27 protein-coding genes are annotated in these 25,843 nt (G+C 72.7%); 15 read left to right on the forward strand and 12 right to left on the reverse strand.

The features are described from left to right. Window positions 1-40 precede the first annotated feature (40 nt). The 3 genes from IEZ25_RS12660 (at window position 41) to IEZ25_RS12670 (ending at window position 6,701) form a co-directional block, all read left to right on the forward strand. Complete coding sequence (locus tag IEZ25_RS12660; RefSeq protein ID WP_191199813.1) at window positions 41-1,075, forward strand: LLM class flavin-dependent oxidoreductase; 1,035 nt, start codon at window positions 41-43, stop codon at window positions 1,073-1,075. 194 nt (window positions 1,076-1,269) lie between these two features. Then, window positions 1,270-6,276, forward strand: a complete 5,007-nt coding sequence (locus IEZ25_RS12665) for a beta strand repeat-containing protein (RefSeq protein ID WP_191199814.1) — start codon at window positions 1,270-1,272, stop codon at window positions 6,274-6,276. Further along, window positions 6,273-6,701 (forward strand): FxLYD domain-containing protein, encoded by a 429-nt coding sequence (locus IEZ25_RS12670; protein ID WP_191199815.1) that lies wholly within the window; start codon window positions 6,273-6,275, stop codon window positions 6,699-6,701. The genes IEZ25_RS12665 and IEZ25_RS12670 overlap by 4 nt, the downstream gene beginning before the upstream one ends. Window positions 6,702-6,728: 27 nt before the next feature. Here the strand turns inward: IEZ25_RS12670 and IEZ25_RS12675 are convergent, their stop codons facing one another. Together IEZ25_RS12675 and IEZ25_RS12680 are read right to left on the reverse strand one after the other, a co-directional pair. Beyond that, on the reverse strand, window positions 6,729-7,124 hold the full coding sequence (locus IEZ25_RS12675; RefSeq protein WP_191199816.1) for a low affinity iron permease family protein: 396 nt from the start codon (window positions 7,122-7,124) through the stop codon (window positions 6,729-6,731). A 36-nt stretch (window positions 7,125-7,160) separates the two neighbouring features. Continuing rightward, a complete protein-coding gene (locus IEZ25_RS12680) occupies window positions 7,161-7,778 on the reverse strand; it encodes a malonic semialdehyde reductase (protein WP_191199817.1) in 618 nt (205 codons plus the stop codon). A gap of 93 nt (window positions 7,779-7,871) precedes the next feature. Here IEZ25_RS12680 and IEZ25_RS12685 point away from each other — a divergent pair, with 93 nt between their 5' ends. Further along, on the forward strand, window positions 7,872-8,219 hold the full coding sequence (locus IEZ25_RS12685; protein ID WP_191199818.1) for a winged helix-turn-helix transcriptional regulator: 348 nt from the start codon (window positions 7,872-7,874) through the stop codon (window positions 8,217-8,219). Window positions 8,220-8,238: 19 nt separating this feature from the next. Here IEZ25_RS12685 and IEZ25_RS12690 read toward each other — a convergent pair whose 3' ends face one another. The 4 genes from IEZ25_RS12690 to IEZ25_RS12705 form a co-directional block, all read right to left on the reverse strand. After that, window positions 8,239-10,653, reverse strand: a complete 2,415-nt coding sequence (locus IEZ25_RS12690; RefSeq protein ID WP_191199819.1) for an FtsX-like permease family protein — start codon at window positions 10,651-10,653, stop codon at window positions 8,239-8,241. Continuing rightward, entirely contained in the window at window positions 10,653-11,399 is a 747-nt protein-coding gene (locus IEZ25_RS12695; RefSeq protein WP_191199820.1) for an ABC transporter ATP-binding protein, read from the reverse strand. Before IEZ25_RS12695 ends, IEZ25_RS12690 begins: the two co-directional genes overlap by 1 nt. A 121-nt stretch (window positions 11,400-11,520) precedes the next feature. Continuing rightward, a complete protein-coding gene (locus tag IEZ25_RS12700; RefSeq protein ID WP_318152205.1) occupies window positions 11,521-12,198 on the reverse strand; it encodes a response regulator transcription factor in 678 nt (225 codons plus the stop codon). Next, window positions 12,195-13,361 carry a sensor histidine kinase gene (locus IEZ25_RS12705; RefSeq protein ID WP_191199821.1) on the reverse strand — a complete coding sequence of 389 codons (1,167 nt, stop codon included), beginning with the start codon at window positions 13,359-13,361 and terminating at the stop codon, window positions 12,195-12,197. Before IEZ25_RS12705 ends, IEZ25_RS12700 begins: the two co-directional genes overlap by 4 nt. A 91-nt stretch (window positions 13,362-13,452) precedes the next feature. On the opposite strand from IEZ25_RS12705, the gene IEZ25_RS12710 reads away from it, so the two are divergent. The 6 genes from IEZ25_RS12710 to IEZ25_RS21870 are packed head-to-tail and all read left to right on the forward strand — an operon-like array spanning window position 13,453 to window position 16,027. Further along, window positions 13,453-13,605, forward strand: coding sequence for a hypothetical protein (locus IEZ25_RS12710; RefSeq protein ID WP_168218378.1), 153 nt, complete (start codon window positions 13,453-13,455; stop codon window positions 13,603-13,605). Between the two features lies 1 nt (window position 13,606). Then, entirely contained in the window at window positions 13,607-14,077 is a 471-nt protein-coding gene (locus IEZ25_RS12715; protein WP_191199822.1) for a RidA family protein, read from the forward strand. Window positions 14,078-14,079: 2 nt separating this feature from the next. Next, complete coding sequence (locus tag IEZ25_RS12720) at window positions 14,080-14,940, forward strand: NUDIX hydrolase (RefSeq protein ID WP_318152206.1); 861 nt, start codon at window positions 14,080-14,082, stop codon at window positions 14,938-14,940. Then, window positions 14,937-15,743, forward strand: a complete 807-nt coding sequence (locus IEZ25_RS12725) for an MBL fold metallo-hydrolase (RefSeq protein ID WP_191199823.1) — start codon at window positions 14,937-14,939, stop codon at window positions 15,741-15,743. The genes IEZ25_RS12720 and IEZ25_RS12725 overlap by 4 nt, the downstream gene beginning before the upstream one ends. Before the next feature lie 45 nt (window positions 15,744-15,788). Then, a complete protein-coding gene (locus IEZ25_RS22470; protein WP_397184008.1) occupies window positions 15,789-15,920 on the forward strand; it encodes a maleylpyruvate isomerase N-terminal domain-containing protein in 132 nt (43 codons plus the stop codon). Then, window positions 15,905-16,027, forward strand: a complete 123-nt coding sequence (locus IEZ25_RS21870; protein WP_263575224.1) for a hypothetical protein — start codon at window positions 15,905-15,907, stop codon at window positions 16,025-16,027. The genes IEZ25_RS22470 and IEZ25_RS21870 overlap by 16 nt, the downstream gene beginning before the upstream one ends. 57 nt (window positions 16,028-16,084) lie before the next feature. On the opposite strand, the gene IEZ25_RS12735 is transcribed toward IEZ25_RS21870, so the two are convergent. The 5 genes from IEZ25_RS12735 to IEZ25_RS12755 all read right to left on the reverse strand — a co-directional run bounded on the left by IEZ25_RS12735 (window position 16,085) and on the right by IEZ25_RS12755 (window position 20,401). Further along, window positions 16,085-17,230, reverse strand: coding sequence for a hypothetical protein (locus tag IEZ25_RS12735; RefSeq protein WP_191199824.1), 1,146 nt, complete (start codon window positions 17,228-17,230; stop codon window positions 16,085-16,087). Then, window positions 17,227-17,727 (reverse strand): SigE family RNA polymerase sigma factor, encoded by a 501-nt coding sequence (locus IEZ25_RS12740; protein WP_318152207.1) that lies wholly within the window; start codon window positions 17,725-17,727, stop codon window positions 17,227-17,229. The genes IEZ25_RS12735 and IEZ25_RS12740 overlap by 4 nt, the downstream gene beginning before the upstream one ends. A 171-nt stretch (window positions 17,728-17,898) precedes the next feature. Continuing rightward, the gene (locus IEZ25_RS12745; RefSeq protein ID WP_191199825.1) at window positions 17,899-19,167 is read right to left on the reverse strand and encodes a hypothetical protein; all 1,269 of its coding nucleotides are present in this window, start codon (window positions 19,165-19,167) and stop codon (window positions 17,899-17,901) included. After that, on the reverse strand, window positions 19,164-19,655 hold the full coding sequence (locus IEZ25_RS12750) for a SigE family RNA polymerase sigma factor (RefSeq protein WP_191199826.1): 492 nt from the start codon (window positions 19,653-19,655) through the stop codon (window positions 19,164-19,166). The genes IEZ25_RS12745 and IEZ25_RS12750 overlap by 4 nt, the downstream gene beginning before the upstream one ends. A gap of 68 nt (window positions 19,656-19,723) precedes the next feature. Next, window positions 19,724-20,401, reverse strand: a complete 678-nt coding sequence (locus IEZ25_RS12755; protein ID WP_090968825.1) for a Crp/Fnr family transcriptional regulator — start codon at window positions 20,399-20,401, stop codon at window positions 19,724-19,726. A 150-nt stretch (window positions 20,402-20,551) separates the two neighbouring features. On the opposite strand from IEZ25_RS12755, the gene nth reads away from it, so the two are divergent. From nth to IEZ25_RS12775, 4 genes are read left to right on the forward strand one after another with little or no spacing between them, the layout of a single operon-like run. Continuing rightward, window positions 20,552-21,277, forward strand: a complete 726-nt coding sequence (gene nth, locus IEZ25_RS12760; RefSeq protein ID WP_191199827.1) for an endonuclease III — start codon at window positions 20,552-20,554, stop codon at window positions 21,275-21,277. 10 nt (window positions 21,278-21,287) lie between these two features. Then, window positions 21,288-21,896 carry a TlpA disulfide reductase family protein gene (locus IEZ25_RS12765; RefSeq protein ID WP_191199828.1) on the forward strand — a complete coding sequence of 203 codons (609 nt, stop codon included), beginning with the start codon at window positions 21,288-21,290 and terminating at the stop codon, window positions 21,894-21,896. A 19-nt stretch (window positions 21,897-21,915) separates the two neighbouring features. Beyond that, window positions 21,916-22,662 carry an NUDIX hydrolase gene (locus tag IEZ25_RS12770; protein WP_318152208.1) on the forward strand — a complete coding sequence of 249 codons (747 nt, stop codon included), beginning with the start codon at window positions 21,916-21,918 and terminating at the stop codon, window positions 22,660-22,662. Window positions 22,663-22,668: 6 nt separating this feature from the next. Next, window positions 22,669-23,844 carry a MarP family serine protease gene (locus tag IEZ25_RS12775; protein WP_191199829.1) on the forward strand — a complete coding sequence of 392 codons (1,176 nt, stop codon included), beginning with the start codon at window positions 22,669-22,671 and terminating at the stop codon, window positions 23,842-23,844. A gap of 3 nt (window positions 23,845-23,847) precedes the next feature. On the opposite strand, the gene IEZ25_RS12780 is transcribed toward IEZ25_RS12775, so the two are convergent. Further along, complete coding sequence (locus tag IEZ25_RS12780; protein WP_191199830.1) at window positions 23,848-24,246, reverse strand: phage holin family protein; 399 nt, start codon at window positions 24,244-24,246, stop codon at window positions 23,848-23,850. A 156-nt stretch (window positions 24,247-24,402) separates the two neighbouring features. Here IEZ25_RS12780 and nhaA point away from each other — a divergent pair, with 156 nt between their 5' ends. Further along, the gene (gene nhaA, locus IEZ25_RS12785) at window positions 24,403-25,782 is read left to right on the forward strand and encodes a Na+/H+ antiporter NhaA (RefSeq protein ID WP_191199831.1); all 1,380 of its coding nucleotides are present in this window, start codon (window positions 24,403-24,405) and stop codon (window positions 25,780-25,782) included. The last annotated feature ends 61 nt before the right edge of the window (window positions 25,783-25,843 follow it).

The following is a 25,843-nucleotide window of genomic DNA, read 5'->3' on the forward strand; positions in this document are numbered from 1 at the left end:
CAATCGGAATAACGGCGGCGTCGATCGCGCTGGGATCACAGTGACTGCTCTCTCCGTGCTCGACCTCGTGCCCGTCCGCAGCGACCAGACCACCGGTGACGCGATCGCCGCCTCCCGCAGCCTCGCGCAGGCCGCCGACGAACTGGGCTACACCCGCTACTGGATCGCCGAGCACCACAACATGCCGGCCGTCGCGGCGACCAACCCGCCGGTGCTCATCGCGATGCTCGCCGCCGCCACCTCGCGCATCAAGGTGGGCTCGGGTGGTGTGATGCTGCCCAACCACGCGCCCCTCGTGGTCGCCGAGCAGTTCGCCCTGCTGGAGGCGGCCTACCCCGGGCGCATCGACCTCGGCATCGGCCGCGCGCCCGGCACCGACCCGCTGACCAGGTACGTCCTGCGCGGCGGGAGCGCGGAGTCGGCCGACGAGGCGGTCAGCAAGTTCCCCGACTACGTCGAGGACATCCGCACGCTGATGACCACCGACGGCGTCGAGCTTCAGATCGGGCCACGGCGCCAGCCGTTGCGCGCGACCCCGTCGGCCCGCTCGGTCGCCGACATCTGGCTGCTCGGCTCCTCGGACTACTCGGCGCGCCTGGCCGCGGAGAAGGGCCTGCCCTACGTCTTCGCCCACCACTTCCAGGGTGAGGGCACCGGCGTCGCGCTGGACCTCTACCGCTCGTCGTACCGGCCCTCCCCGGAGCATCCCGAGCCGCGCACCTTCCTCACCGTCAACGCCGTCGTCGCCGAGACCGAGGAGGAGGCGCGCCGGCAGGCGCTGCCCAACATGCAGATGATGCTCTCCCTGCGGTCGGGCGCGCCGCTGCTGCCGCAGCGCCTCGTCGAGGAGGCCGAGGCGGTCGAGATGACCTCGGAGCAGCGCTCGTTCGGAGAGGCGATGGCACGACGCTGGGTCGTCGGCGACCCCGAGCAGGCGAAGAAGCAGATCGCCGAGCTCGCCGGGGAGTACGGCGTCGACGAGGTGATGGTGCACCCGGTCTCGGGTGCCCACGCGGGCACCGACGCGACCACCTCGCCCAACCGCGAGACGACGCTGCGGCTGCTCGCCTCGTGATGTGACCGTCGCAACACCGATTCGTCCCAAAGGCGGATCACCTGTGCACTGAGCTTCACCTATTTTAGGTACGCCTGTCGCCCGGAAGCGGTCCGCGTGAGGGTGACCTGAAAGAGACTCCACGGCGCATGCGTTCGGTTCTGCTGTCAGTTGTCGGTGCACGATCGAACACTCGGGGGGGCACCGCGGCGCGGGTGGGCACGGCCCTCGCCTTCGCCGCGAGCACCGTGGTGGCGACGGTGGTCGTCGACACCACGGCCGCGCCGCTGGCCTCGGCGAACCCGGCGCCCACGCCGGGACCGATCGCCGTCACCGCGCCCGGCAGCTTCTCGGGCACCGTGCCGCTCGGGTCGTGCTTCGTCGACGTGCGGGTGACCGGCGGCGCCGGTGGCCACAACATGATCGGCAACCAGGTCAGCCAGCCCAACGCCAACGGCGCGGCCGCGCGCATCTCCGCGCGCTACGCCGTCGTGCCGGGTGAGTCGTTCAGCGGCGTCGTCGGAGGCGGTGGGGGTCAGGCGCGCACCGCCGGCAGCAACGGCGGCGGCAACGGCGGGCTGCTCACGGGCCAGAACCTCCATCCCGGAGCAGGGGGAGGCGGGTGGACGTCGCTGCAGCTCGACGGCACCGACGTCGTCGTGGCCGGCGGCGGTGGCGGCTCCGGCGGTGGCCACTCGCTCACCGAGGGCGGCGGCGGCGACGCCGGCCTGCCGAGCGGGCCCGGCGTCACCGCCGGGTCCACAGGAGTGGCCGGCCGGGACGAGCCCGCGTCCAACGCCGTCGGCGGCGGAGGCGGCGGTGGCACCACCGCGTCCGGTGCCGGTGGCGTCAACAGCGGCAACGCGGCACGTAACGGCGCCGCCGGCTCGGGTCGCACCGGCGGTGACGCCGGCGAGGACGCCACGCCCGACAGCGGCGGCGGCGGTGGCGGCGGGTGGTTCGGCGCCGGCGGTGCCGCCTCGACCGTCGGCAACGGCGGCGGTGGCCTGACCGAGACCGGTGTGACCGGTGCCGGTGGTGGCGGTGGCTCGAGCTACGTCGCCCCGACGAGCCCCGGCCAGCCCGGCTACGCAGTCTCCGGTGTGGCCTCGACCGCCGTCGGCAAGCGAGCAGCCGCAGGGGCAGGTGCCAACGGCGACGTGCTCCTGACCTTCGTGCCGTGCACCTACGACCTCGCCGTCACCAAGACCGTCGACGACACCTCGCCGGATCCGGGAGACACGGTGACCTGGACGGTCACGGTCGCCAACGTCGGCACGGTGCCGATGACGCGGGGCGACACCGTGACCCTCGGCGACAGCCTGCCCGGCCCCGGCGCCAAGGTCGTCCAGTCCATCAGCCGCACCGGCGGCAGCAACGATCGAGGGCTCGCCCGCGGGCCCGTGACCTGCGGCGTCTCCGCAGGCGACCCGATGCCGGCGACCCTCTCGTGCTCGCGGCCCTACGCCGACGGCGTGGCCAGCTCCGCCGACACCGGCGTACGCGGCCTCGACCCGGGTGAGGTGCTCACCGTTGTCTACACGCAGGCCATCCCGTCCGCGGCATCCCCGGCGACGCACACCAACACCGCGACCGTGACCGACCGGGTCACCACCGACAGCAACGACTCCGCGACCGCGAGCATCACGATCGTCGCCGGGCCGCCCGTCGCGACCGACGACAGCGCCAACACGCCGTTCAACCAGGCCGTGACGCTGCCGGGCGCCGCCAACGACACTCCCGGTGACCCGGGCACGCCGATCCAGCCCGGCCAGACGGTCTTCACGAGTTCCGCCGCCACCAACGGCGGCAAGACCCTGACGACGGCCCAGGGCGTCTGGCAGGTCAACCCCGACGGCCGGGTGACCTTCACGCCCGAGACGGGCTACTCCGGCACCACGCCCGCCGTGGAGTACCGGATCACCGACTCCGCCGGCGGCACCGACGTCGCGGACCTGGTCGTCACCGTGCGACCCGGCCCGACGGCCTCGCCGGACAGCGGCACGACCGCGCAGGGCGTCACCGTGACGCTCGACCCGCCGGTGCTCGGCAACGACACCCCCGGGCTTCAGGCCAACGGTGCCCCGGGCACGTTCGACGTCGGCTCGCTGGTCTTCGTGCCCGGTGGGACTCCGGGCGGCACGGTGTCCGGTGACGGGAAGACCCTGACCATCGCCGACCAGGGCGTCTTCACGATCGGCACCGCAGGGGCGGTCTCCTTCGCCCCCGCTCCGTCGTTCACCGGTGTCACGACGCCTGCCGCCTACGCGGTGCGCGACTCGCTGGGCAACCCGACGGCGTCGACCATCACGATCACGGTCGATGCGATCAGCCCGACTGCCGAGGACGACTCGGCGTCGACTCCGTTCGGCAACCCGGTGGAGTTCTCGTTCGTCGCCAACGACGAGCCGGGTGCTGCCTCGGCGCCGATCGACATCGCGTCCGGCACGTTCGAGGCGAGTGACAACGATGCGGCCTGGACGATCTCCAGCGACGGGAAGACGATCACGGTTCCCGGTGAGGGTGCCTACGTCCTCGGCGACGACGGAAGGGTCACGTTCACCCCGCAGGGCGGCTACGTCGGCACCACCACGTCGGTGACCTACACCGTTCGCGACGCGAACGGCACGCCGGCCAAGGCCGGCATCACCGTCACGGTCCGTCCGGGGCCGAGCGCGGTCGACAACGAGGCCTCGACCCCGCAGGGCGTCGAGGTCAACGTCGACGTGCTGGTCGACGACGTCCCGGGTGTCAACGCCGACGGCACGCCCGGCTCCTGGGTGACCTCCTCGGTCCGCTTCGTGCAGGCAGACCAGCCCGCCGGCGCCGTCGTCAGCGCCAACGGCTCGACCCTGACGGTGCAAGACGAGGGCGTCTACACCGTCCAGCCGAACGGCACCGTCACGTTCGACCCGGACCCGGGATTCCGGGGTGTGGCGACACCGGTCGTCTACACGGTGACCGACACCCACGGCAACGACGCGTCGGCCGACCTGACCATCACCGTCGACCCGATCGACCCGGTCGCGAACGACGACGCCGCCAGCACGCCGCTCAACACCACGGTCACGCTGGACGGAGCCCGCGACGACGCGGCCGGTGCGCCCAGCGCACCTCTCCAGCTCGGCCTGACGGTGTTCCCGCAGGCCGGCCAGCCCGCAGGCGCGGTCGTCTCGGCGAACGGCAAGACGCTGACGATGCCCGACCAGGGCGAGTACGTCATCCAGGCTGACGGCTCCGTGGAGTTCACGCCGGTGCGCGGCTACACCGGCACCACCACACCGGTGACGTACCGGATCGAGGACAGCAACGGGACGACGGACACCGCGCAGCTCACGGTGACCGTCCGCCGCGGCCCCTCGGCCTCACCCGACGACGCGAGGACCCCGCAGAACACCGACGTGGTCGTCCCGGTGCTGGACAACGACTCCGCCGGCCTCGCCGCCAACGGCGACCAGGGGGCGTTCGTGCCGGCCTCGGTCGTCCTCCCCGCGACCGGCCAGCCGGCCGGCTCGACGGTCGCGCCGGACGGCAAGACGCTGACCGTGCCCGGCGAGGGCGAGTACACCGTCAACGCCGACGGCACGATCACCTTCGACCCGGAGCCGCAGTTCACCGGCGCCGCCTCGCCGATCACCTACTCGGTGACCGACGAGTTCGGCAACGACGTCTCCTCGACGGTCGTCGTCACGGTCACCCCGATCGTGCCGGTCGCCACCGACGACCGCGCCATGACGCCGTACAACACCCCGGTGACCCTGCCGGGCGTGACCAACGACGCGGCCGGCGCCACCTCGGCGCCCCTCGTCCCGGGCCGGACCGACTTCCCGGCCGCCGGTCAGCCGCAGGGCTCGACGGTGTCCGCGGACGGCAGGACGGTCACGGTGCCGGGTGAGGGCGCCTGGACGCTCCTCGCGGACGGCACGGTCCTCTTCACCCCGGCCGACGGCTTCACCGGCGCCACCACGCCGGTGACCTACCGGATCGAGGACGCCAACGGCACCACCGACACCGCGCAGCTGACGGTGACGGTGCGACCGGCGCCGAAGGCCACCAACGACGCCGGCACGACCCCGCAGAACGTCGACCTGACGGTCGCCGTGCTCGGCAACGACGTGCCCGGCGCCAACGCCGACGGGACCGCCGGTTCGTGGGTGGCCACCTCGGTGGTGTTCACGAGCGCGGGCCAGCCGGAGGGGGCGACCGTGTCCGCCGACGGCAAGACACTGACGGTTCCGGGCCAGGGCACCTACCGCGTCAACCCTGACGGCACGATCACCTTCGACCCGGTGGCCGCGTTCACCGGCACGGCGAGCCCGGTGACCTACGCCGTCATCGACAGCCACGGCAACCCGGCCCGGGCCACCCTGGCGATCACGGTCACGCCGGTCGTGCCGACGGCAGCCGACGACCGGGCGACCACGCCGCACCACACCGCGGTGCTGATCGACGTGCTCGGCAACGACACCGCGGGCTCTGCGGCCGCACCGATCGACCCGGCCACGCTGCGCCTGGTCGACCCGGCCACCGGCCAGCCGGTGACCCGCGTGGTCGTGCCCGGCGAGGGTGTGTGGACCGTGGTCGACGGCCAGGTCCGCTTCGAGCCCGAGAAGGGCTTCTCCGGCACCGCGACGCCGCTCGGCTACGTCGTGTCCGACGCCAACGGCACCCAGGTGACCGCGACCGTCACGGTCGTCGTCGGCCCGGCGGGGTCCGCGAGCCCGGACAAGGACGCGACCACCCCGGGCAACCCGGTCACGGTGAACGTCCTGGGCAACGACCAGGCGGCGCCCGGTGAGGAGATGGTCCCCGGCTCGGTGTGCCTGCTGCCCGAGACCGCGAGCGGCAAGACCCGCTCGCGCGGCGCCCAGGAGTGCGTGAAGAGCTACACGCTCGACGGGGTCGGCACCTGGGTGGTCAACGCCGACGGCACCATCACCTTCACCCCGGTGAAGGGCTACACCGGCACCGCCGAGATCGGCTACACCGTCACCGACACCGGCGACAACGTCTACGAGTCGACGATCTCGGTCACCGTGAAGGGCGACCCGGACGTCGGCCCCAGCCAGGGCGGCAACGGTGGCAGCCCGAACGACGGCGGCAACGGCTCGTTCCTGCCGAACACCGGTGGACCGCAGCTGGCGCTCCTGGTCACTGCCCTCGGCCTGGTGCTGGCCGGCGGCGCCCTGCTGCTGGTGCGACGCCGGCGGTACCTGGCGTGACCTCGGTCCGGAGGAGCCGTGCCCTGGTCGTCACGCTGCTGGTGGCGAGCCCGCTGCTCTCGGCGTGCTCGGGTGGCGACCAGCCCGGCTCCCCGGACCCCTCCGCAGCGGGTGCTCCCGGTGAGGCGGTCTCGGCCATGCTGGTCGACCGCAAGCCGGCCCTGAAGCACCTCAAGATCGCGTCCTGCCCCTCGGGGAAGGGCGAGCTCGAGGCGGCCGGGTCGGTGCGCAACCGGGGCGACGAGGCCGCGGACTACGTGGTCACGGTCTCGTGGCTGGACGAGGGCGGGTCGGTCCTGGAGACGGTCGAGACGACCGTCGAGGGCGTGGCGCCCGCGACCAACGAGAGGTGGAGCGCCTCGGCCGAGCTCGACGAGCCCGCCGGGAGCTGCACGACGACCGTGGCGCGGGGCACGCTGCCCTGAGCCGCGCGGTGCTCGTGCCGCACCGTGCTAGTGCCGCTCCTCCAGGCCGACCGCCTCGCGGAGGTTGTCCGCCGCCTCCCGCAGCTGGGGGTCCTCGGCGGCGCGTGAGTCCATCAGTGCGGCGAGGGCCTCGGCGATGACGTTGAGCTTCTCCTGCTGGGCCTCGCTGTTGCGACGCCCGGCGTTCTCCAGGAGCACGAGCAACAGCAGCGACAGGACCGCCCCGAAGGTGTGGATCGCCAGCTCCCACTTCGTGGTGGTCTTCCACAGCGGGAAGCTGGCGGCCCAGAGCACGACCACGGTGACGCACACCGCGAAGAACGGCGGGCGGCTGATGGCGCCGGTCGCCAGCTCCACGAACCTCTCGAACGGGTCGAGCCCGTCGTGCTTCTCACGGCTCTCGGCCGCCTCAGTGCGCTCCATGGTCGGAACCTAGTCCCTCAGGAGCCTGGTCGGTGATCAGGCCCAGCGCACCGCGTCGCGTACGTCGACGCGCGGCAGCCGCGGGAACCACGGCGACTCCCCGGGGTGGCCGAGGTTGACCACGAGGTGGCTCTTCCACGGCGTGCCGGCGAAGAACTCCTCGTCGATGCCCGCGGCGTCGAAGCCGCCCATCGGCCCGGCGGCGAGCCCGTGCGCGCGGACGGCCAGGAAGAACTGCCCGGTGGCGAGGGCGGCGCTGTACTTCGAGATCGGCTCGCGCGCCTCGGCCGGCATGCTCCCGAAGCTCTCGAGGAACATCTCGGCGCGGTCGGGGAAGGTCACGGGGAACTGGTGGTGGAAGTCGGCGTCGTAGGCCAGCACCGCGACGACGGGCGCGGCCTCGGCCTTGCTGCGGTTGGAGCCCTCGGCGACGTGAGGCAGCAGCCTGGCCTTGCCCTCGGCGGTGCGGACGAAGAGCGCTCGCAGCGGCTGGCTGTTGGCCATCGTCGGGGCGAACCGGGTGAGCTCCCAGATGCCGGCGAGGTCCTCGTCGGTGACGGGACGCTCGGAGAACGAGTTGGCGGTGCGCGCCTCGGTGAAGAGGAGCGCGCGGGCGCCGGCGTCGAGCGCCTCGAGGGTGGTGGTGGTGGTCATGGTGGCTCCTGAAGACGAGGTGACTTGTGAATGTGATGCTACTCCTAAAACAGAAGCAACCGTCAAGATCGAAGTCGAGGTAGTCTTCGTCACATGGCAGCCGGCACTCGCGACGTGATCCCCGCAGGACACGAGGTGCGCCAGTGCGACGGCGCCCTCTCGCGGGCCTTCCAGTTCCTCGGCAAGCGGTGGAACGCGATGCTCGTCTCCGTGCTCGGTTCGGGTCCCGCCGGCTTCGCCGAGCTCAAGCGCGTGCTCGGGATCAGCGACTCGATGCTCTCGGACCGACTCTCCGAGCTCGCCGGAGCCGGACTGGTCGTCCGCCGGGTCGAGGAGGGTCCACCGGTCGCCGTCACCTACGAGCTCAGCGAGTCCGGCCAGGCGCTCCTCCCCGCGCTGCGGGAGATCGGCGACTGGGCCCGGGACAACCTCGAGGGCTGACCCGGCCCAGCCGCCCGTCTCAGTCGAGCGCGAGCCCGGCCGCCGGAGTCACGCGCGCGGCCCTGCGGGCGGGCACGACGCACGCGGCCAGGCCGGCGAGCGCGGCCACCACGGCGACGCCTCCCACCTGCAGGACCGGGACGCTGAGCCCGGCGTCCTCGATGACGCTCCCGATCATCACCCGCACCCCGATCCAGGCGAAGAACAGCCCGAGCGCCGTGCCGACCAGCGTCGCGACCGCCGAGAGCAGCAGCCCCTCGGCCGCCATCGCGCGGCGCAGCTGGGTGCGGGTCAGGCCCATCGCCCGCAGCAGGGCGTTCTCCCGCCCGCGCTCGAGGACCGACAGGCCGAGCGTGTTGGCGATCCCGATCAGCGCGATCACGATCGCGATGCCGAGCAGGCCGACGACCGCACCGGTGAGGATGTCGACCTGCAGGTCGACCCATGCCCGGTTGCTGTAGCCGCCGTCGACCGAGGCGCCGGCGGCACCGGCGAGGGCGGCCAGGTCGCCGCGCAGGTCCTCGGCGTCCGCGCCGTCGGTGGCCCGGACCCAGACCGCCATCGGTTGCGGCGAGGCGTCGAACGTGGTGAGCGTGGCGGCGGAGACGACGCCCGAGCGTCCCCAGCCGCTGGACGGCTCGGCCTTCAGGGTCCGGTCGCGACCGTCCACCGTGACGGTGACCTCCCGGTCGTCCCACACCCGGTCGCCGACCTTCCTCGGCAGCTCCATGATCACGTCGTAGGGCAGCAGGACCACCCCGTCCGCGGGAACCAGGTCGTCTCGCCCGCGCACGACTCCGGAGGCTCGCTCGGCGCTCACGAGGGGGACCTCGACCTTCCCGATGCTCGCCACGGTGCCGTCGAGGGCGGCGGCGTCCGCGGCTCCGGGGAGTGCTCCGGCGCGGGTGACGAGGTCGTCGGCGAGCGGGCTGTCCACCGCGGTGATCGAGCCGTCGACCGGGTAGGAGTCGTCCATCTCGCGGCCGAGCTCGGTGCGCGAGGACGCCAGCCCGGTGAGCACGGCGGTCGTCAGGGTGACGCCGACCAGGAGCGACGCGGCGGTCGTCGCCGTACGCCGCGGGTTGCGCACCGCGTTCCCTGTCGCGAGCTGCCGCACCGGCCCGCGGCCCGCGAGCCGCCCGACCAGCCGGATCAGGGCGGGCACCAGGAGGGGCCCGAGCAGCAGCACGCCGACGAAGAACACGGTGCCGCCGACCAGCATCACCGGCACGCTGGTCGTCGCGACGGAGACCGCGAGCAGCAGGCCGCCGCCGACGAGCGACAGCGCCGCGAGGACGAGCCGCACGCGCCCGGCCGCGGAGCGTACGTCGACACCGGTGTCGGGCCGCAGGGCGGCGAGCGGGGCGACCTTCGTGGCCGCACGCGTCGGCAGCCACGCGGCCAGCAGGGTGACGACCACGCCGACCACGAACGCGCCCCCGGCCCACAGCGGGTCGATCGCCGCGGGTCCCATGTCGCTGAACCAGTGCCGCACCAGCACCACGAGGCCCGCACCGACCGCCGCACCGACCACGATTCCGACGACCGCGGCGACGACGCCGAGCGCCAGCGCCTCGAGCCGGATCGCCCGCCGCAGCTGGCGGCGGGTCACGCCGACGCAGCGCAGCAGGGCGAAGTCGCGCTGGCGCTGGGCGAAGAGGATCGCGAACGTGTTGGCGATGACCATCACGCTCACGAAGAGCGCGATGAACACGAACATCAGCGCCATCAGCGCGATGACGTCGACGCCCTGGGAGATCTCGGCCTGCTTCGCGGCGGTCCAGTCGTAGGACGTCTCGACCGTGGCGCCCGGCGCGATCTCGCGGGCCAGGTCCGGCGAGCCGCCCCAGGCGACCGACGGCAGCCACAGGGTGTCGTCGAACCGCTCGAGGTCGGTCCACGGCACGTAGAGCGAGGCGTTCGCCGCGGCCGGGGAGTCGACGAGTCCGACGACCTCGACCTCGGTCGCGACGTCGCCGGAGCCGACGGTGATCACGTCACCGAGTCGCACACCGGTGCTCTTGGCGGCGTTGACGTCGGCGAGCGCCTGGCCCGGCGCGTCGGGGAAGCGTCCCTCGGTGAGGTCCTGCCACTGCAGGGCGGGGTCGAGCGCGACCTCGGAGACGTTGGCGTACGGCGCCAGCTGCACGCCGTCGCGGGCGACGGGCTCCATCGCGTAGCCGAGCGACAGCGCCGGGACGTCCCGCTCCTGGGCGGTGTCGACGAGCTTCACCGCCTCGCTCTGGTCATCGGTGCTGACCACGTGGTCGACCCCGGCGACCGGGGCCCCGACGTCGGCGGTCAGTCCCTCGCGGGTGGCCCCGGTCAGCATGCCGGTCACCACGACGAAGGCCACGCCGATGACCACGGCGAGCCCGGCGGCGACGTACCTGCGGGTGTGGTGGCGCAGGGAGGCGAGGAGGACGCCGCGCATCAGGCGCTCCGTCCGCGCAGCGCGGCGACCAGCTGGTCCTGGCCGGGGTCGGTCAGGTGGGCGGTGACGGCGCCGTCGTGGATGACGACCACGTCGTCGGCGTAGGCCGCGGCGTCGAGCTCGTGGGTGACCATCACGACGGTCATCCCGAGCTCGCGCACCGAGCGACGGAGGTGGCCGAGCACCTCGGCGCTGGACTCGCTGTCGAGGTTGCCGGTGGGCTCGTCGGCGAAGACGATGTCGGGCTGGGTGACGAGGGCGCGGGCGATGGCCACGCGCTGCTGCTGGCCACCGGAGAGCTGGCTGGGCAGGTGGCCGAGGCGGTCCTCGAGGCCGAGCACGCCGACCACCTGGTCGTAGCGGGCGCGGTCGACCGCGCGGCCGGCGAGCTCGAGCGGGAGCAGGATGTTCTGCCCGGCGGTGAGCATCGGCAGCAGGTTGAAGGCCTGGAAGACGAAGCCGATGTGCTCGCGCCGGAAGAGGGTCAGCGCGGTGTCGTCGAGGCCGCCGAGGTCGCGACCGGCGACGGTGACCGTCCCGGCCGTGGCGACGTCGAGGCCGGCCAGGCAGTGCATGAGGGTCGACTTGCCGGAGCCGCTCGGGCCCATGATCGCGGTGAAGCGACCGGCGGGCAGGTCGAGGTCGACGCCGCGCAGTGCGTGGACGGTGCTGTCGCCGTCGCCGTAGGTGCGCGTCAGGTCGCGTGCGGTGGCCGCGGTCGGGGTCTGGGTGAGGGTCGTCGTCATGGGGACAACGCTCGTCGTTCGCGGCGTCCGGATCGTCGACCCGCAGCACGGACCGCTGCTCGGCCCGTGGTCGCACGTCGCGCGGTCGGCGTACGACCCTGGTAGGACCCGTCGGGGTGGGCTAGGCGGTCACGAGGCCCGACTCGTAGCCCAGCACCACCAGCTGCACCCGGTCGCGCGAGCCGGTCTTGGCCAGGATCCGGCCGACATGGGTCTTCACGGTGGTCTCGGCGACGACGAGGTCGGCGGCGATCTCGGTGTTGCTCATCCCCCGCGCGATCAGGGTGAGCACCTCGACCTCGCGCTCGGTGAGACCGGCGAGCCGGTCGTCGCTCGCAGTCGGCGTGCCGGGGTCGGGCAAGGCCGCGAAGTGGTCGAGCAGCCGCCGCGTGGTGCTCGGCGCGACGACGGCGTCGCCGGCCATCACGGCGCGAACGGCGCCGAGCAGGTCGGGGGGAGCGGCGTCCTTGAGGAGGAAGGCGGAGGCGCCGGCGCGGATCGCGGCGAAGGCGTACTCGTCGAGGTCGAACGTGGTCAGCACGATGACCCGCGGCGGGGTGTCGGTCGCGAGCAGCCGGCGGGTGGTCTCGACGCCGTCGAGGCGCGGCATCCGCACGTCCATGAGGACGACGTCGGCCGTGGTCACGGCGAGCCGCTCGAGGGCCTCGCCGCCGTCGCCGGCCTCGCCGACGACCGTCATGTCGTCCTGGCTGTCGACCAGCATCCGGAAGCCGGCGCGGACCATCTGCTGGTCGTCGACGAGGAAGACCCGGATGGGGGCAGGCGCGTCTGGGCTCACAGCGGCAGCCTCGCAGACACCGCGAACCCGCCGCCCCCCGCGGGTCCCGCCTCCAGCGTCCCTCCGTGCACGGCTGCCCGCTCGCGCATGCCGACCAGCCCGAGCCCGTGGCCGTCGGAGCCCGCGGCGGCCCCGCGCCCGTCGTCGCGCACCTCGACCTCGACCTCGCGCCCGACGCCCACCCGCACCTCGACCGCGGCGTCCGGCCCGGCGTGCTTGCGGACGTTGGTCAGCGCCTCCTGCACGATCCGGTACGCCGCCAGCCCGACGCCGTCGGCGACCTCCGGCATCGGGTCGGGCAGGTCGGCCTCGACCCGGGTGCCGGCCAGCCGCGCCTCGTCGACCAGGTGGCGCACGTCGCCGAGCGTGGGCTGCGGTGCGACGCCGGTGTCGCCCTCGCGGAGCAGCCCGAGCAGTCGCCGCATCTCGGTGAGCGCGGACCGGCCGGTGGTGGAGATCGTCTCGAGGGTGCCGACCGCGACGTCGGGATCCTTGGCCGCCGCATAGCGTGCGCCGTCGGCCTGGATCACGATCACCGAGAGCCCGTGCGCGACGACGTCGTGCATCTCGCGGGCGATCCGGGACCGCTCGTCGCGGGCTGCGAGCTCGACCTCGCGCTCGGCCATCCGCTCGGCCTGCTCGGCGCGCGCGAGGAGGGAGGCGACGTACCGCTCCCGCGACTGGGCCGCGAAGCCGAGCGCCCACGCGGCGGTCACGATCGCGCCGATGGTGACGGTGTAGGGGACGAGCGAGCCGAGGCTGGGGCCGCCGGGGGGCGCGAAGGTGCTCATCCAGCGGTAGGACGCGACCACCGCACCGCAGTAGCCGATCGCGAGCGCCGCCGCGCCCTGCCAGCGCCGCGACCAGCGCGCGGTGGCGTAGACCGCGACCGGGAAGGCGAGCTGGCCGAAGGTGGGCTGGTCGACGAAGACGGCCTGCAGGACGCTGGCGGCGGCGACCGCGAGGAAGGCCGCCCACGGGTAGCGGCGCCGCCAGAACAACGGGGCGAGCTCCACGACGGTGAAGAGTGCCGAGCCCAGCTGCCCGGACAGCCCGTGGCCGACGAGCCCCAGCGTCAGGACGCCGCCCACCAGCAGCACGTCGAGCCCCCGGCGCGCGCGCGGGCCCAGGCGCCACGGGTGGTGCTGCGTCGTGGTCGGCATGGGGCAGACGGTAGACGCTCGACCCGACCGGTGCGTCGGTCCACGGGAGGACCTCGAGGAGCCGGCTCCGCGCCCGAGTAGGGTGCGAGCCATGACCCAGTGGGAATACCAGGTGGCGCCGATTCCGCTCCACAACGAGGCCCTGATGCTCAACAACTTCGGCCAGGACGGCTGGGAGCTGGTGGCCATCCACACCAACGCCCAGGGTGGTCTGGTGGCCTTCCTCAAGAAGCCGAAGGCCTGACGTGACGGCGTCTGGGTCTGGGGCGGAGGCACGGCTCGCCGAGCTGGGCATCACGATCCCCGAGGTCGTCCCGCCGGTCGCGGCCTACCAGCCCACCGCCCGCACCGGCGACCTCGTCTTCACCGCCGGCCAGCTGCCCGCGCGTGACGGCGAGATGCTCGCCATCGGCAAGGTCGGCGGCGAGGTCACCGAGGAGCAGGGCTACGAGTGCGCACGCCAGTGCGCCCTCAACGCGCTCGCCGCGGTCAAGGCCGAGATCGGCTCGCTCGACGACGTCAAGCGCGTGGTCAAAGTCGTCGTCTTCGTCGCCTCGACCCCCGACTTCACCGGGCAGCCCAAGGTCGCCAACGGCGCCTCCGAGCTGCTCGGCCAGGTCTTCGGCGAGGCCGGCAAGCACGCCCGCTCCGCCGTCGGCGTGTCCGTCCTGCCGCTCGACGTGCCCGTCGAGGTCGAGATCATCGTCGAGGTCTGAGCGTGCAGCGACTCCCGCTGCCGGAGGCACTCGTCGCGAAGGCGCGAGCGTACGCCGCCGGCGACGGCGCCCCCGCCGAGCCGCGGGACGCGGCCACCGTGGTCCTGCTGCGCCCCGGCGCTCGCGCCTCGGAGCTCTACCTGCTGCGGCGGCAGACGTCGATGGCCTTCGCCGGCGGGATGTGCGTGTTCCCCGGCGGTGGCGTCGATCCACGCGACTTCGACGACGAGCTGGTCGACCGCGGTCTCTGGGCCGGTCCCTCGCCCGCCGAGTGGGCGACCCGCCTGGGCTGTGACGAGGCGAGGGCCCGGGCACTGGTGTGCGCGGCGGTGCGCGAGACCTTCGAGGAGTCGTCGGTGCTGCTCGCCGGTGCGAGCGCCGACGAGGTGGTCGCCGACACGACCGGCGACGACTGGGAGGCCGACCGGGTCGCCCTCGAGTCGCGCGAGCTGTCGCTGACGGCGTTCCTCGAGCGGCGATCGCTCGTGCTCCGCACCGACCTCCTCGGTGCGTGGTCGGGCTGGCTGACCCCGATCTTCGAGCCACGTCGCTACCGCACGTGGTTCTTCGTGGCCCGGCTCCCCGAGGGACAGGTCACCCGCGACGTCTCCACCGAGTCGTCGTCGGTGTGGTGGGCCGATGCCCTCGACGTCGTCGAGGACGTCGAGGAGCAGCGGGTGCAGATGATGCCGCCGACCTGGCTCACCTGCCTCGACGTGGGGCAGTACGCCGATCCCTCCGCCGTCCTCGCGGAGGCGCGGGGCCGGACGGTGGAGATGTTCATGCCCGAGGTGACCGCCGACGGGGAGGGGTTCATCCTGTCCACGCCGCCGCGCTACGTCTCCCTGCTGGCCGCGCGATGAGCTCGCCGACCCCCTGGGCCGGCGGCGCCTTCGGCGACACGGGCACCTGCGTGCTGGCGCCGAACGCCGGGATGATGACCCTCGACGGCACCAACACCTGGGTGCTGCGCGACCCCGACTCGTCCCGGTCGGTGGTCGTCGACCCGGGCCCGTCGATCGAGGCCCACCTGTCCGCGGTCGACGCCGCCGCGGGTGACGTGTCGGTCGTGCTGCTGACCCACCACCACGCCGACCACAGCGAGGCGGCCCGGGAGTACGCCGAGCGGCACGGGTGCGGCGTACGCGCTCTCGACCCGGCCTACCGGCTCGGCTCGGAGGGGCTCGGCGAGGGCGACGTGGTCGCGGTCGGCGACCTCGAGGTGCACGTCGTCGCGACCCCCGGGCACACCTCGGACTCGCTGTCGTTCGTCGTGCCGCAGGACCGCGCCGTGCTCACCGGCGACACCGTCCTGGGCCGCGGCACCACCGTCGTCGCGCACCCCGACGGCCAGCTGGGGGCGTACCTCTCCTCGCTCCAGCGGCTGCACGCCCTCTGCGGCGAGCAGGGCATCACCACCGTCTGGCCCGGCCACGGCCCGGTCATCGACGACGCGCTGGGCGCCCTCGACTTCTACCTCGCCCACCGCGAGCAGCGGCTCGAGCAGGTGCGCGAGGCGCTCGCGTCCCTGCCCCCCTCGTCCGCGTCGGACGACCCCGCCCGCGCGATCGTGGAGATCGTCTACGCCGACGTCGACCCGGTGCTGTGGGGTGCGGCCGAGCTGTCGGTCCGCGCCCAGCTGGCCTACCTCGCCACCGCGGGGTAGTCCGCATCAATCCTCCGGTCGATCCGAGAATCGACCGGAACTCTGATACGGACTACCCCGCGAGGGGGTCTTGAGAACCTCGACCACCCCACCCTGTGCTCGGACTGGACCGTCCGGCAGCTCGCCGCCCACGTGGCGACCGGTCCCGCCGGTTCGTCGAGATGCGGAGCGGCCTGACCGACGAGAACCGCTCCGGGGCCTTCGGCTCCGAGGTCTCGCTGTCGGACGACGCGTCGGCGTACGAGCGGCTCGTGGCGTTCGCCGGCCGCGACCCCCGCCCCTGACCGCGGGGGTAGTCCCCTACGTTCTGGTCGTCGTCCGAGCGCCCAGAACGTAGGGGACTACCGCAGCGGGCGACGGAGGAGGCGCCGGAGCCCCATGAGTACGCCGATGGCGCCGGCGACGCCGAGGCCGATCATCCACGAGACGTCGCGCTGCTGGTCCGCGAGCGGGTCGCCGAAGTCGTGGGTCAGCTGTTGCGACGACGTGCCGTCGAGGTCGGGGACGAGGTCGACGGCGAGGCTGAGCACGACCCCGTCCTGCGGGACGTCGCGCACCAGGATGCGGTAGGTCCACTCCGACTCGGGGACGTCGGGCGAGGTGAGGAGCACCAGGTGCGCCCCCTCGACGTACGACTCGGGAGGTGCGTCGACCTGCTCGACGACGAGGTGGTCCTGGGCCCAGCCCAGCGGCCGGGTGGTGGCGCCCTGCGGATACAGGTCCGTCGGGAGCGCTCGTTCGACGCGCTTGCCCCGCTGCTGGGCGAACGTCGCGCTGTCGCCCACTTCCAGGGTGCTGACCGCGGTCAGCTCATTGGTCGGGGACGGGATGCCCAGCAGTGCCGACGTCCTGAACACCTCGGACTCGCCGCCGATCGGAAGCAGGCCGCCGGAGTCCTTGCCGTCCCGGTCGGTGCCGGTCCACAGCAGGTGGTCCGAACCCGGTGTCCAGGCGAGTGTGTCGACGTCCCGGTGCTCGTCGTTCGCGGGGAAGAAGGTCCCTTCGCCGGTCTCGAGGTCGATGACGTGGATCCGCCCGAGGACGGCCCAGGCCAAGTGCTTCCCGTCGGGGGACAGGGCGAGCTTCCCGGTCTCGGTCGGCCCGTCCGGGAGGTCGAGCTGGCGGTAGCGGCCGTCCTCGGCCCCGATGACCACCGGCCGCATGGAGGTGGGTGAGAGGAAGGCGACCGAGGACCGGCCGACGGCGAGGTCGGTCGTCACCGGCAGGTCGGCCGGGACGTCGTCGATCCGGCTGGGGATCGCGCCGCCGGGGACCGTGTCCGTGGACGCCGTACGTGCCTCGCGGTCGCCGCAGCCCAGCAGCACTGCACTCCAGGTGACGGAGGCGATGATCGCGAGCACCGCCGCGGCGACCAGCACCTGGCCGCGGCGACGCGAGGCCTGCGCGCGCTGCCAGAGGTCGTCGGAGACCGGGAGCGGCTCGGCGGAGTCGGCGAGCCGCCGGAAGGTGGTGCGGAGGTCGTTCATGCGTCTGCTCCGATCAGCTCGGCGAGCTCGGGGGCGAGCGTCCGCAGCCGGGCGAGGGCGTGGCGGGTCGTGGACTTCACCGTGCTGGTCGAGAGACCGAGCGCGCGGGCGGTCTCGACCTCGGTGAGGTCCTCGTAGAAGCGCAGCACGAGCACGGTGCGCTGCTTGGTGGTGAGGTGGCCGAGCGCCTCGTCGAGCGTCAGCCGTAGGTCGGTGTCGGGCGACGTGGACGCGCCGTCGTAGGCCCCCAGCGACATCTCGGTCACGTGGCGTCGGCGCCGCCACCACGAGATGTTCTGGTGATACATCGCCCGCCGCACGTAGGCCTCGGGCGAGGTGTGGATCCGCCGCCAGTGCTTGGCCGCCTGCAGCAGCGCGGCCTGCACCAGGTCCTGCGCGAGGTGGTGGTCGCCGGTCAGGAGGTACGCCGTCCGCGACAGCGCGGCCTGCCGCCCCGCCACGAACTCGGCGAAGCCCGCCTCGTCGTCAGTGATCACCGGTGTGCACCCCCCAGAAATGCGCTCTGTACGACGTCAGACGCCGGCCCGCGTCGTGCCGGGTGGTACCAGTGGCGAACTTTCTGGCAGGAGACGCGCGGACATTGGTCATCGGTCCGTCATGCTGGCACGCCTGACAGCGGTGCCCGCCCGCAACGTCTGCCCGTGCGTCTACGTGCGGCGGCGGATGCCACGGGACAGGAGCCGGAGTGCGCCCACGACGACCGCGATGATCACCAGGGCGAGGACGGCCAGCAGGGCCTCGGACCACACTGGGAGCGCGGGGCTGCTGGTCTCCGCGCCGGCAGCACCGGGTGAGCTGAAGTCGTGGGTCAGCTGCTGCTCAGGGCTTCCGTCGAGGTCGGGGACGAGGTCCACCGCGATGCTGGTGCCGAGCCCCTCGGGCAGGTCCTCGACCAGCGTGCGCCAGACCCACTCCGACTCCGAACGGTCGGGTGAGGTGAGGAGCACGACATCGTCGCCGACCTCGGCCACGAGCAGACTGTCGTCGGCCCACCCGATCGGTCGCACGACGGAGCCGTCGGGGTAGTGGTCGTCCGGGATGCCGCGGCCGAGGTCGCTGCCGGACGACGTCACGAACGGCACGGCGTCGACGGGTTCGTCGACAGGCGGCCCGCCCTTCTGCAGGTCCACGAGGCGCAGGTCGGTGCCGGGGAAGGTCGCGCTGATCCCGGCCCCCGGCGCCATCACGCCGACGAGTGGCTGGGAGCTCGTGTCGCCGGTCGACGGATCGACCGTGCAGCTGACCACGCCGGGGTCCTCCGGCTCGAAGGCATCCCGGTTGATCCCGACGATCGAGATCTGGTCGTCGGGCGTCCACGTCATCGCCCACGGCGTGGGCCCGCACGCCGGAAGGTCGACCAGCTCGCTCTCGCCGGTGGCGAGGTCGACCGTGCGGTACCAGGAGGTCATGATGGAGAACTCGCCCGGATCACGCTCCATGCGCGAGACGGTCGGGTACGCCAGTCGCGTGCCGTCGGGCGACAACGCGAACCAGGAACCGCTGCGGGAGTCGGCGTAGTCGTCGAACGAGTCGGCGTCCGGGAAGTCCGGCAGCTCCACGCGGTGCGCCTCGCCCGTGCTGGCGTCCACCAGCACCGGCTGAGCGTCGGAGTCGACGTACGCCACCGAGGCGCGGCCGACCGCGAGATCGGTGAGTACGTCGCCGCCGGGCTCGGGGATGACACTCGGGATCGCGCCGCCCGGCACCTCGGTGTCGGCCGTGCGGGCCTCACGGTCGGGCTGGAGGGCGAGGGCGCTGGCCCCGGCGATCGCCGCCACCGCGACGACGGCAGCCGCCCCGCGGACGATGCGGGTGTGGCGCCGCGCGCGCCGGCCGCGGTCCCACGCGGAGGGGTCGGGGGTGAAGGTCTGGGTGTCGGCGAGGGCGTGGAGCTCCTCGCGGAAGTCTGTGCTCATGCGTCTGCTCCCACCAGGTCGGCGAGCTCGGGTGCGAGGTCGCGCAGCCGCTTGAGGGCCTGCCGCGACATGGACTTCACCGCTCCGCTGGAGATGCCCAGGGCCTTGGCGGTCTGGACCTCGGTGAGGTCTTCGAAGTAGCGCAGCACCAGCACGGTCCGCTGGCGCGCGGTGAGCCGGCGCAGTGCCTGCTCGAGGGTGAGCCGCAACGTCGGGTCCGACGCGGGCGCCGCGGCGTCGTACGAGCCGAGCGTGGTCTCCGCGAACTTGCGGCGGCGCCACCAGGAGATGTTCTGGTGGTACATCGTGCGCCGGACGTAGGCCTCCGGCGAGGTGTCGATGCGCTCCCAGTGCTGGGCCGCCTTGGCGAGCGCGGCCTGCACGAGGTCCTCAGCGAGGTGGTGGTCACCCGTGAGGAGGTACGCCGTCCGCGCGAGGGCAGGGCCGCGCGCATGGACGAACTGGTCGAACCCGGATCGATCGCTCATCGTGAACCCCCTTCACCACCTACGACGCAGGAGTGCGCCGGTGCGGGGGTCAGCCGGGCGGAACTATCTCAGCGCGCGCGGCGCGAGAGGCGCTCGAGGTCCATGATCACCACGGAGCGGGGCTCGAGTCGCAGCCAGCCGCGCGAGGCGAAGTCGGCGAGCGCCTTGTTGACCGTCTCGCGGGAGGCGCCGACCAGCTGGGCGAGCTCCTCCTGGGTGAGGTCGTGGTGCACGTGGACGCCGTCGTCGGCGGTGCGGCCGAAGCGGTCGGCGAGGTCGAGCAGTGCCTTGGCGACCCGGCCCGGGACGTCGGAGAAGACCAGGTCGGCGACCACGTCGTTGGACTTGCGCAGCCGCGAGGCGAGCTGGGAGAGCAGGCCGCGGGCGACCTGCGGGCGCCCGTCGAGCCAGCGGAGGAGGTCGTCGTGCGACAGCGAGCCGAAGGTGGCGTCGGTGACCGCGGTGACGGTGGCCGAGCGCGGGCCCGGGTCGAAGAGGGACAGCTCGCCGAACATCTGGCCGGGGCCCATGATGGCCAGCAGGTTCTCGCGACCGTCGGAGGAGGAGCGGCCGAGCTTCACCTTGCCCTCGGTGACGATGTAGAGCTTGTCGCCCGAGTCGCCCTCGTGGAAGAGGACGTCGCCACGACGCAGCGTGGTCTCGGCCATCGAGTTGCCCAGCGCTGTCGCCGCCTCGTCATCGAGCGAGCTGAACAGCGGTGCCTGCCGGAGCACGTCGTTGTCCACGTCATTCCTCCCAGTCGGGTGCGCCCGGTGGTGCGGTCCGGGATCGGCACGATCCTAGCCGTGGTCCGCCTCACACGGGTGGACCTGCCCACGTAATCCGCGGCCGACGGTCCCGATCGTGCTGTCGGCGGCGGACCGTAGGCTGGGCAGGTGCCGCCGAAGAAGAAGGTCGTCGAGATCCCCAAGCCCGACACGTCCCTCGTCCGCCGTGCGCGCAAGATCGACCGCATCCTCGCCGAGACCTATCCCGACGCCCGCGCCGAGCTCGACTTCACCAACGCGTTCGAATGCCTCGTCGTCACCGTCATCTCGGCCCAGACCACCGACCGCCGGGTCAACGCCGCCAGTCCCGCCCTCTTCGCGGCCTACCCGACGCCGGTGGCGATGGCGGCCGCCCCGCGCGAGCACATGGAGCAGCTGCTCGGCCCGCTCGGCTTCTTCCGGCAGAAGAGCGACTCGCTGCTCAAGCTCAGCCAGGCGCTGGTCGACGACTTCGACGGCGAGGTGCCCTCCCGCCTCGACGACCTCGTGACGCTGCCCGGGGTGGGCCGCAAGACGGCCAATGTCGTCCTCGGCAACGCCTACGGCTTGCCGGGCATCACCGTCGACACCCACTTCGGCCGCCTCGCGCGCCGCTTCGGCTGGACCGAGGAGACCGACCCGGTCAAGGTCGAGCACGCCGTCGGCGCCCTGTTCCCCAAGCGCGACTGGACGATGCTGTCCCACCACCTCATCTGGCACGGCCGGCGCCGCTGCCACGCGAAGAAGCCCGCGTGCGGCGCGTGCCCGGTGGCCAAGCTGTGCCCCGCCTTCGGTGCCGGCCCGACCGACCCGATCGAGGCGGAGAAGCTCGTCACCACCCAGGGGCCCGCGTGAGGCGGTGCTCATGAGGAAGGCGCTCCTCGCGGTGCTCCTCGCGGTGTCGCTGAGCGCCTGCAGCAGCGACGGTGGCGGCATCGACGTACGCCCTCCCGACGTCAAGGTCGACACCCCCGCGCTGCGGGAGGTCAAGGCCCGCATCGGGATGGCGGACTGCGAGCCCGGCACCGGCGAGCGGGTCGAGGGTGGCCTCCCCGACCTGACGCTGCCGTGCTTGGGTGGCGGGCCCGACGTCGACCTGTCGTCGCTGCGCGGGCCGCTCGTGATCAACCTGTGGCAGGCCAACTGCGGCCCCTGCGAGAAGGAGATGCCGGTCCTCGAGCAGCTCCACCAGCAGTACGCCGACCAGGTCGGCGTGCTCGGCGTCGACTTCAACGACGTGCAGCCGGCGCGGGCGATGGCGCTGGCCGAGCGCACCGGGGCCACCTACCCCTCGATCGCCGACCCCGGGGGTGAGCTGATGGCGGAGGAGGCCTTCGCGATCGGCCGACGGGGGATGCCGGCGTTCGTCTTCGTCGACGCGGCCGGTCGGGTGACCGGACAGTCGTCCGGTGGCGTCGACTCCCTGGCCGAGGTCAAGGAGCTCGTGTCCGAGCACCTCGGGATCACCTTGTGATCGTCGAGGAGAGCACCTCGTGACGCTGCCTGCCTGGCTCACGCCCGTGCTCGAGGCGTGCTCCACGATCACGGTGCACGAGCTCACCCGCTTCATGCCCCCGGAGGGCAGCGACCCCCGGCGCGGCGCGGTGCTGATGGTCTTCGCCGACCGCGACGCGGACCCGACCGCACCCGACGACCTCGCCCACCGCGGCGAGCTGCTGCTGACCGAGCGCAACCACCACATGCGCTCGCACCCCGGCCAGGTCTCCTTCCCCGGCGGCTCGCTCGACCCCGGGGAGACGGCGCGGGAGGCGGCGCTGCGCGAGGCGTTCGAGGAGATCGGCCTCGAGCCGTCCGAGGTCGAGGTGTTCGGTGAGCTCCCCGAGCTCTGGCTCCCCCCGAGCAACTTCGCGGTGACCCCCGTGCTGGGCTACTGGCGCGACCGCGGCGACGTGCACATCGCCAGCCCCGACGAGGTGCACGAGATCCACAGCGTGCCGATCGCCGACCTGCTCGACCCGGCGCACCGCATCCAGGTCCGCCACCCCAGCGGGTGGCTCGGCCCGGGCTTCCTCATCGGGCCGGACCGCGACGTGATCCTGTGGGGCTTCACCGCCGGCATCGTCGCCCGGCTCTTCTCCTACCTCGGGTGGGCCGAGGACTGGGCGCAGCAATCGGGTGGGGCGCGGGTGCGTGACCTGCCGGACCACATGCTGCAAGGTGTCCCCAGAGGCACCGACCTCGCCCCCAGCACGCCGCCGAACACCAGGCTCGAGGAGTAGCGCATCGTGAACGTCCTCGACTGGTGCCTCGTCGCACTCGTGGGGATCTATGCCCTCTCCGGCTATTGGCAGGGCTTCATCACCGGTGCCTGCGCGACCGCGGGCCTGCTCCTCGGCGGCCTGCTCGGCATCTGGGTCGCGCCCCTCGCCCTCGGCGACGCGTCGCCGTCGCTGTGGGTCTCGCTGGGCGCCCTCTTCATCGTGATCGTCTCGGCGTCGCTCGGCCAGGCGATCTTCCAGTTCGTCGGCGCCCGGATCCGCGACCGCATCACCTGGCAGCCGATCCGCGCGGTCGACGCCGTCGGGGGCTCCGTCCTCAGCGCGGTCGCCGTGCTCCTGGTCGCCTGGGCGCTGGGCGTGGCGGTCTCCGGCACCCGCATCGGCGCCTTCACGCCGCTGGTGCGCGACTCGACGATCCTGGCCAAGGTCGACCAGACCCTCCCGACCGACTCCAGCAAGGTGCTGCAGACCTTCAACAACGTCGTGGGCACGACGTTCTTCCCGCGCTATCTCGAGCCGTTCGCGCCCGAGCGCATCGTGGCGGTCAAGCCGGGCGACCCGCGGATGCTCACGGATCCCGACGTCGTCGCGGCCGAGTCCAGCGTGGTCAAGGTCCGCGGCGCCAACGGGTGCGGCAGCGGCGTCGAGGGCACCGGCTTCTTCTACGCACCCGGCCGGCTGATGACCAACGCGCACGTCGTCGCGGGAGTCACTCGCCCCGAGGTCGAGGTCGGCGGCTCGAGCGTCGTCGCCTCGGTCGTCCTCTACGACCCCGAGCTCGACATCGCCGTGCTGTCCCTGCCCGATGCCGGTGTGCCCCAGCTGTCGTTCGACGTCGAGGCCCAGCCGCGCGACGCGATCGCCGTGCTCGGCTACCCCCAGGACGGCCCCTACTCCGTGGAGACCGGACGCATCCGCTCCGAGCAGCGGCTGCGCTCGCCCGACATCTACGGGGAGGGCACCGTCATCCGTCAGGTCTACTCGCTGCGCGCGCTGATCCGCCCGGGCAACTCCGGCGGCCCGATCGTGACCTCGGCCGGCGAGGTGGCCGGGCTGGTCTTCGCCGCCTCGGTCAGCGACCCCGACACCGGCTACGCGCTGACCGCGGCCCAGGTCGCGGAGTCCGCGGAGGCCGGGATCGCGCGCCAGTCACCCGTCGACACGGGCACCTGCGTGCGCTGAGGCTCAGCCCTTGCCCTTGAGCGCGCCGGGGATCTGCTTGCCCTGCTTGATCGCCCGCTCGGGAGCCTTGACCTGCTTGACCTGCCGTAGGCCGATGAGCCCGAGGACCGCGGCCACGAGGACGTAGAGCCCGAAGACGATCAGGAACGACCAGTGCAGGCCGAGACCGGCCCAGTGGATGAAGTAGGCGATCGACACCGACAGCATGATCACCGCGAGCAGCAGCAGGAAGGCCGCGGCGGCGAACAGGCCGATGCCGAGACCACCGTGGCGGACGCTGACCTTCAGCTCGGACTTGGCGAGCTGGATCTCTTGCGAGACGAGGGTCGAGATGTCGCGCTGCGCGTCCATGACGAGCTTGCCGAGCGTCGGATCTGTGTCCTTGATCGGTTCGTTGGCCATGTGGGGCGGTCCTTCGTCGTGCGCCGGGGTGCTGAACGCTGCGACCCTACCAACGCGCACCCCCTAGACTGGGGTGCAGGTGAGCCGGGAAGTCTGGTCGGCCCGTGGTGCCACACCGCGGTGATGACCGTCCGACCACCCCGAAAGGTGGGCCACATGGCCTCACACCCCCGCGACCCGCGCACGTCCGAGCCCGGTGACGACCTCTGGCAGTCCGGACCCGTCTACACCGCGAGCGACCGTCCGCTGGCCCGCCTCGTCGCCCGACCGGTGCGCGAGTTCCTGCGCATCGAGGCCGCTGGATCGCTACTGCTGATCCTGGCCGCGGTGGTCGCCCTGGTCTGGGCCAACAGCCCGTGGGCGTCGTCGTACGACGCGCTCTGGCACACGCACCTGACTCTCGACGTGGGTCCGCTGCACCTCGACGAGTCGCTCCAGCACTGGGTCAACGACGCGCTGATGGTGATCTTCTTCTTCGTCGTCGGGCTGGAGATCAAGTACGAGCTGGTCAACGGCGACCTGCGTGACCCGAAGACCGCCGCGCTGCCGATCGTGGCGGCGATCGGCGGCATGGTGGTGCCAGCGGGGATCTACCTCGCCCTCAACCCCCCAGGCAGCGAGGGCGGCGCCGGGTGGGGGATCCCGATGGCGACCGACATCGCCTTCGCGGTGGGCGTGCTCGGCATCCTCGGACGTCGCATCCCAGCGCCCGCGCGGCTGTTCCTGCTGACCCTGGCGATCGTCGACGACATCGGCGCCATCGTGGTGATCGCGGTGTTCTACACCAGCGACCTCGCGCTGGGCTGGCTCGCGCTCGCGGTCGGCCTGCTCGCCGTGATGGCCCTCGCGAAGCGGTTGCGGATCTGGTCGATGGTGGTCTACGTCGCCCTCGGGGTGGGCGTGTGGTTCGCGCTGCTCGAGTCGGGGGTCCACGCCACGCTCGCAGGCGTCGCGATCGGCCTGCTCGCCCCGGCCGCGCCGCTGCTCGAGGAGGAGGTCGCCCGCGCCCACGCCCGCGAGGCGCTGCGCGACAACGTGCTCGACCCCGACGAGCTGGCGCACCTGCGCTTCCTGCTCAAGGAGTCGGTGTCGGTGGTCGAGCGCCTGCAGGCCACGCTCCACCCGGTGTCGGCCTACGTCGTGCTGCCGGTCTTCGCGCTCGCCAACGCCGGCGTCCAGCTCGGCGCCATCGGGCTGGTCTTCACCGAGCCGGTCGGTCTGGGCATCGTGCTCGGCCTGGTGCTCGGCAAGCCGGTCGGCATCTTCCTGGCGTCGTTCGCCGCCGTACGCCTCGGCCTGGGCAGGCTCCCCGAGCGCACGACCTGGTCGATGCTCTTCGGCCTCGGCGCGGTCGGCGGGATCGGCTTCACGGTCTCGATCTTCATCGCCGGCCTGTCGTTCCCCGGCGCCGAGCTGCTGACCGAGGAGGCCAAGATCGCGATCCTGCTGGCCTCGCTGATCGCGGCCGTCGTCGGCGTCGTCCTGCTGCTGGCCGCCACCCGGAAGGCCCCCTCGCTCGAGGACCCCGACATCTGAGGACGTCGTGAACGGGAATCGGTGTCGATCCCGTTCGCGGCGTCCTCAGATGTCTCGAGGG

The organism is Nocardioides hwasunensis (genome assembly GCF_014779665.1).
GTDB lineage: Bacteria > Actinomycetota > Actinomycetes > Propionibacteriales > Nocardioidaceae > Nocardioides > Nocardioides hwasunensis.

Excerpts from the sequence above, each read along its gene's own strand:
- IEZ25_RS12685 (WP_191199818.1), top strand. The coding sequence starts at position 7,872 with ATGGCAGCCGGCACTCGCGACGTGATCCCCGCAGGACACGAGGTGCGC.
- IEZ25_RS12735 (WP_191199824.1), bottom strand. The coding sequence starts at position 17,230 with ATGAACGACCTCCGCACCACCTTCCGGCGGCTCGCCGACTCCGCCGAG.
- IEZ25_RS12710 (WP_168218378.1), top strand. The coding sequence starts at position 13,453 with ATGACCCAGTGGGAATACCAGGTGGCGCCGATTCCGCTCCACAACGAG.
- IEZ25_RS12725 (WP_191199823.1), top strand. The coding sequence starts at position 14,937 with ATGAGCTCGCCGACCCCCTGGGCCGGCGGCGCCTTCGGCGACACGGGC.
- IEZ25_RS12745 (WP_191199825.1), bottom strand. The coding sequence starts at position 19,167 with ATGAGCACAGACTTCCGCGAGGAGCTCCACGCCCTCGCCGACACCCAG.
- IEZ25_RS12765 (WP_191199828.1), top strand. The coding sequence starts at position 21,288 with ATGAGGAAGGCGCTCCTCGCGGTGCTCCTCGCGGTGTCGCTGAGCGCC.
- IEZ25_RS12705 (WP_191199821.1), bottom strand. The coding sequence starts at position 13,361 with ATGCCGACCACGACGCAGCACCACCCGTGGCGCCTGGGCCCGCGCGCG.
- IEZ25_RS12690 (WP_191199819.1), bottom strand. The coding sequence starts at position 10,653 with ATGCGCGGCGTCCTCCTCGCCTCCCTGCGCCACCACACCCGCAGGTAC.
- IEZ25_RS12680 (WP_191199817.1), bottom strand. The coding sequence starts at position 7,778 with ATGACCACCACCACCACCCTCGAGGCGCTCGACGCCGGCGCCCGCGCG.
- IEZ25_RS12675 (WP_191199816.1), bottom strand. The coding sequence starts at position 7,124 with ATGGAGCGCACTGAGGCGGCCGAGAGCCGTGAGAAGCACGACGGGCTC.
- IEZ25_RS12750 (WP_191199826.1), bottom strand. The coding sequence starts at position 19,655 with ATGAGCGATCGATCCGGGTTCGACCAGTTCGTCCATGCGCGCGGCCCT.
- IEZ25_RS21870 (WP_263575224.1), top strand. The coding sequence starts at position 15,905 with ATGCGGAGCGGCCTGACCGACGAGAACCGCTCCGGGGCCTTCGGCTCC.
- nhaA (WP_191199831.1), top strand. The coding sequence starts at position 24,403 with ATGGCCTCACACCCCCGCGACCCGCGCACGTCCGAGCCCGGTGACGAC.
- IEZ25_RS12780 (WP_191199830.1), bottom strand. The coding sequence starts at position 24,246 with ATGGCCAACGAACCGATCAAGGACACAGATCCGACGCTCGGCAAGCTC.
- IEZ25_RS12695 (WP_191199820.1), bottom strand. The coding sequence starts at position 11,399 with ATGACGACGACCCTCACCCAGACCCCGACCGCGGCCACCGCACGCGAC.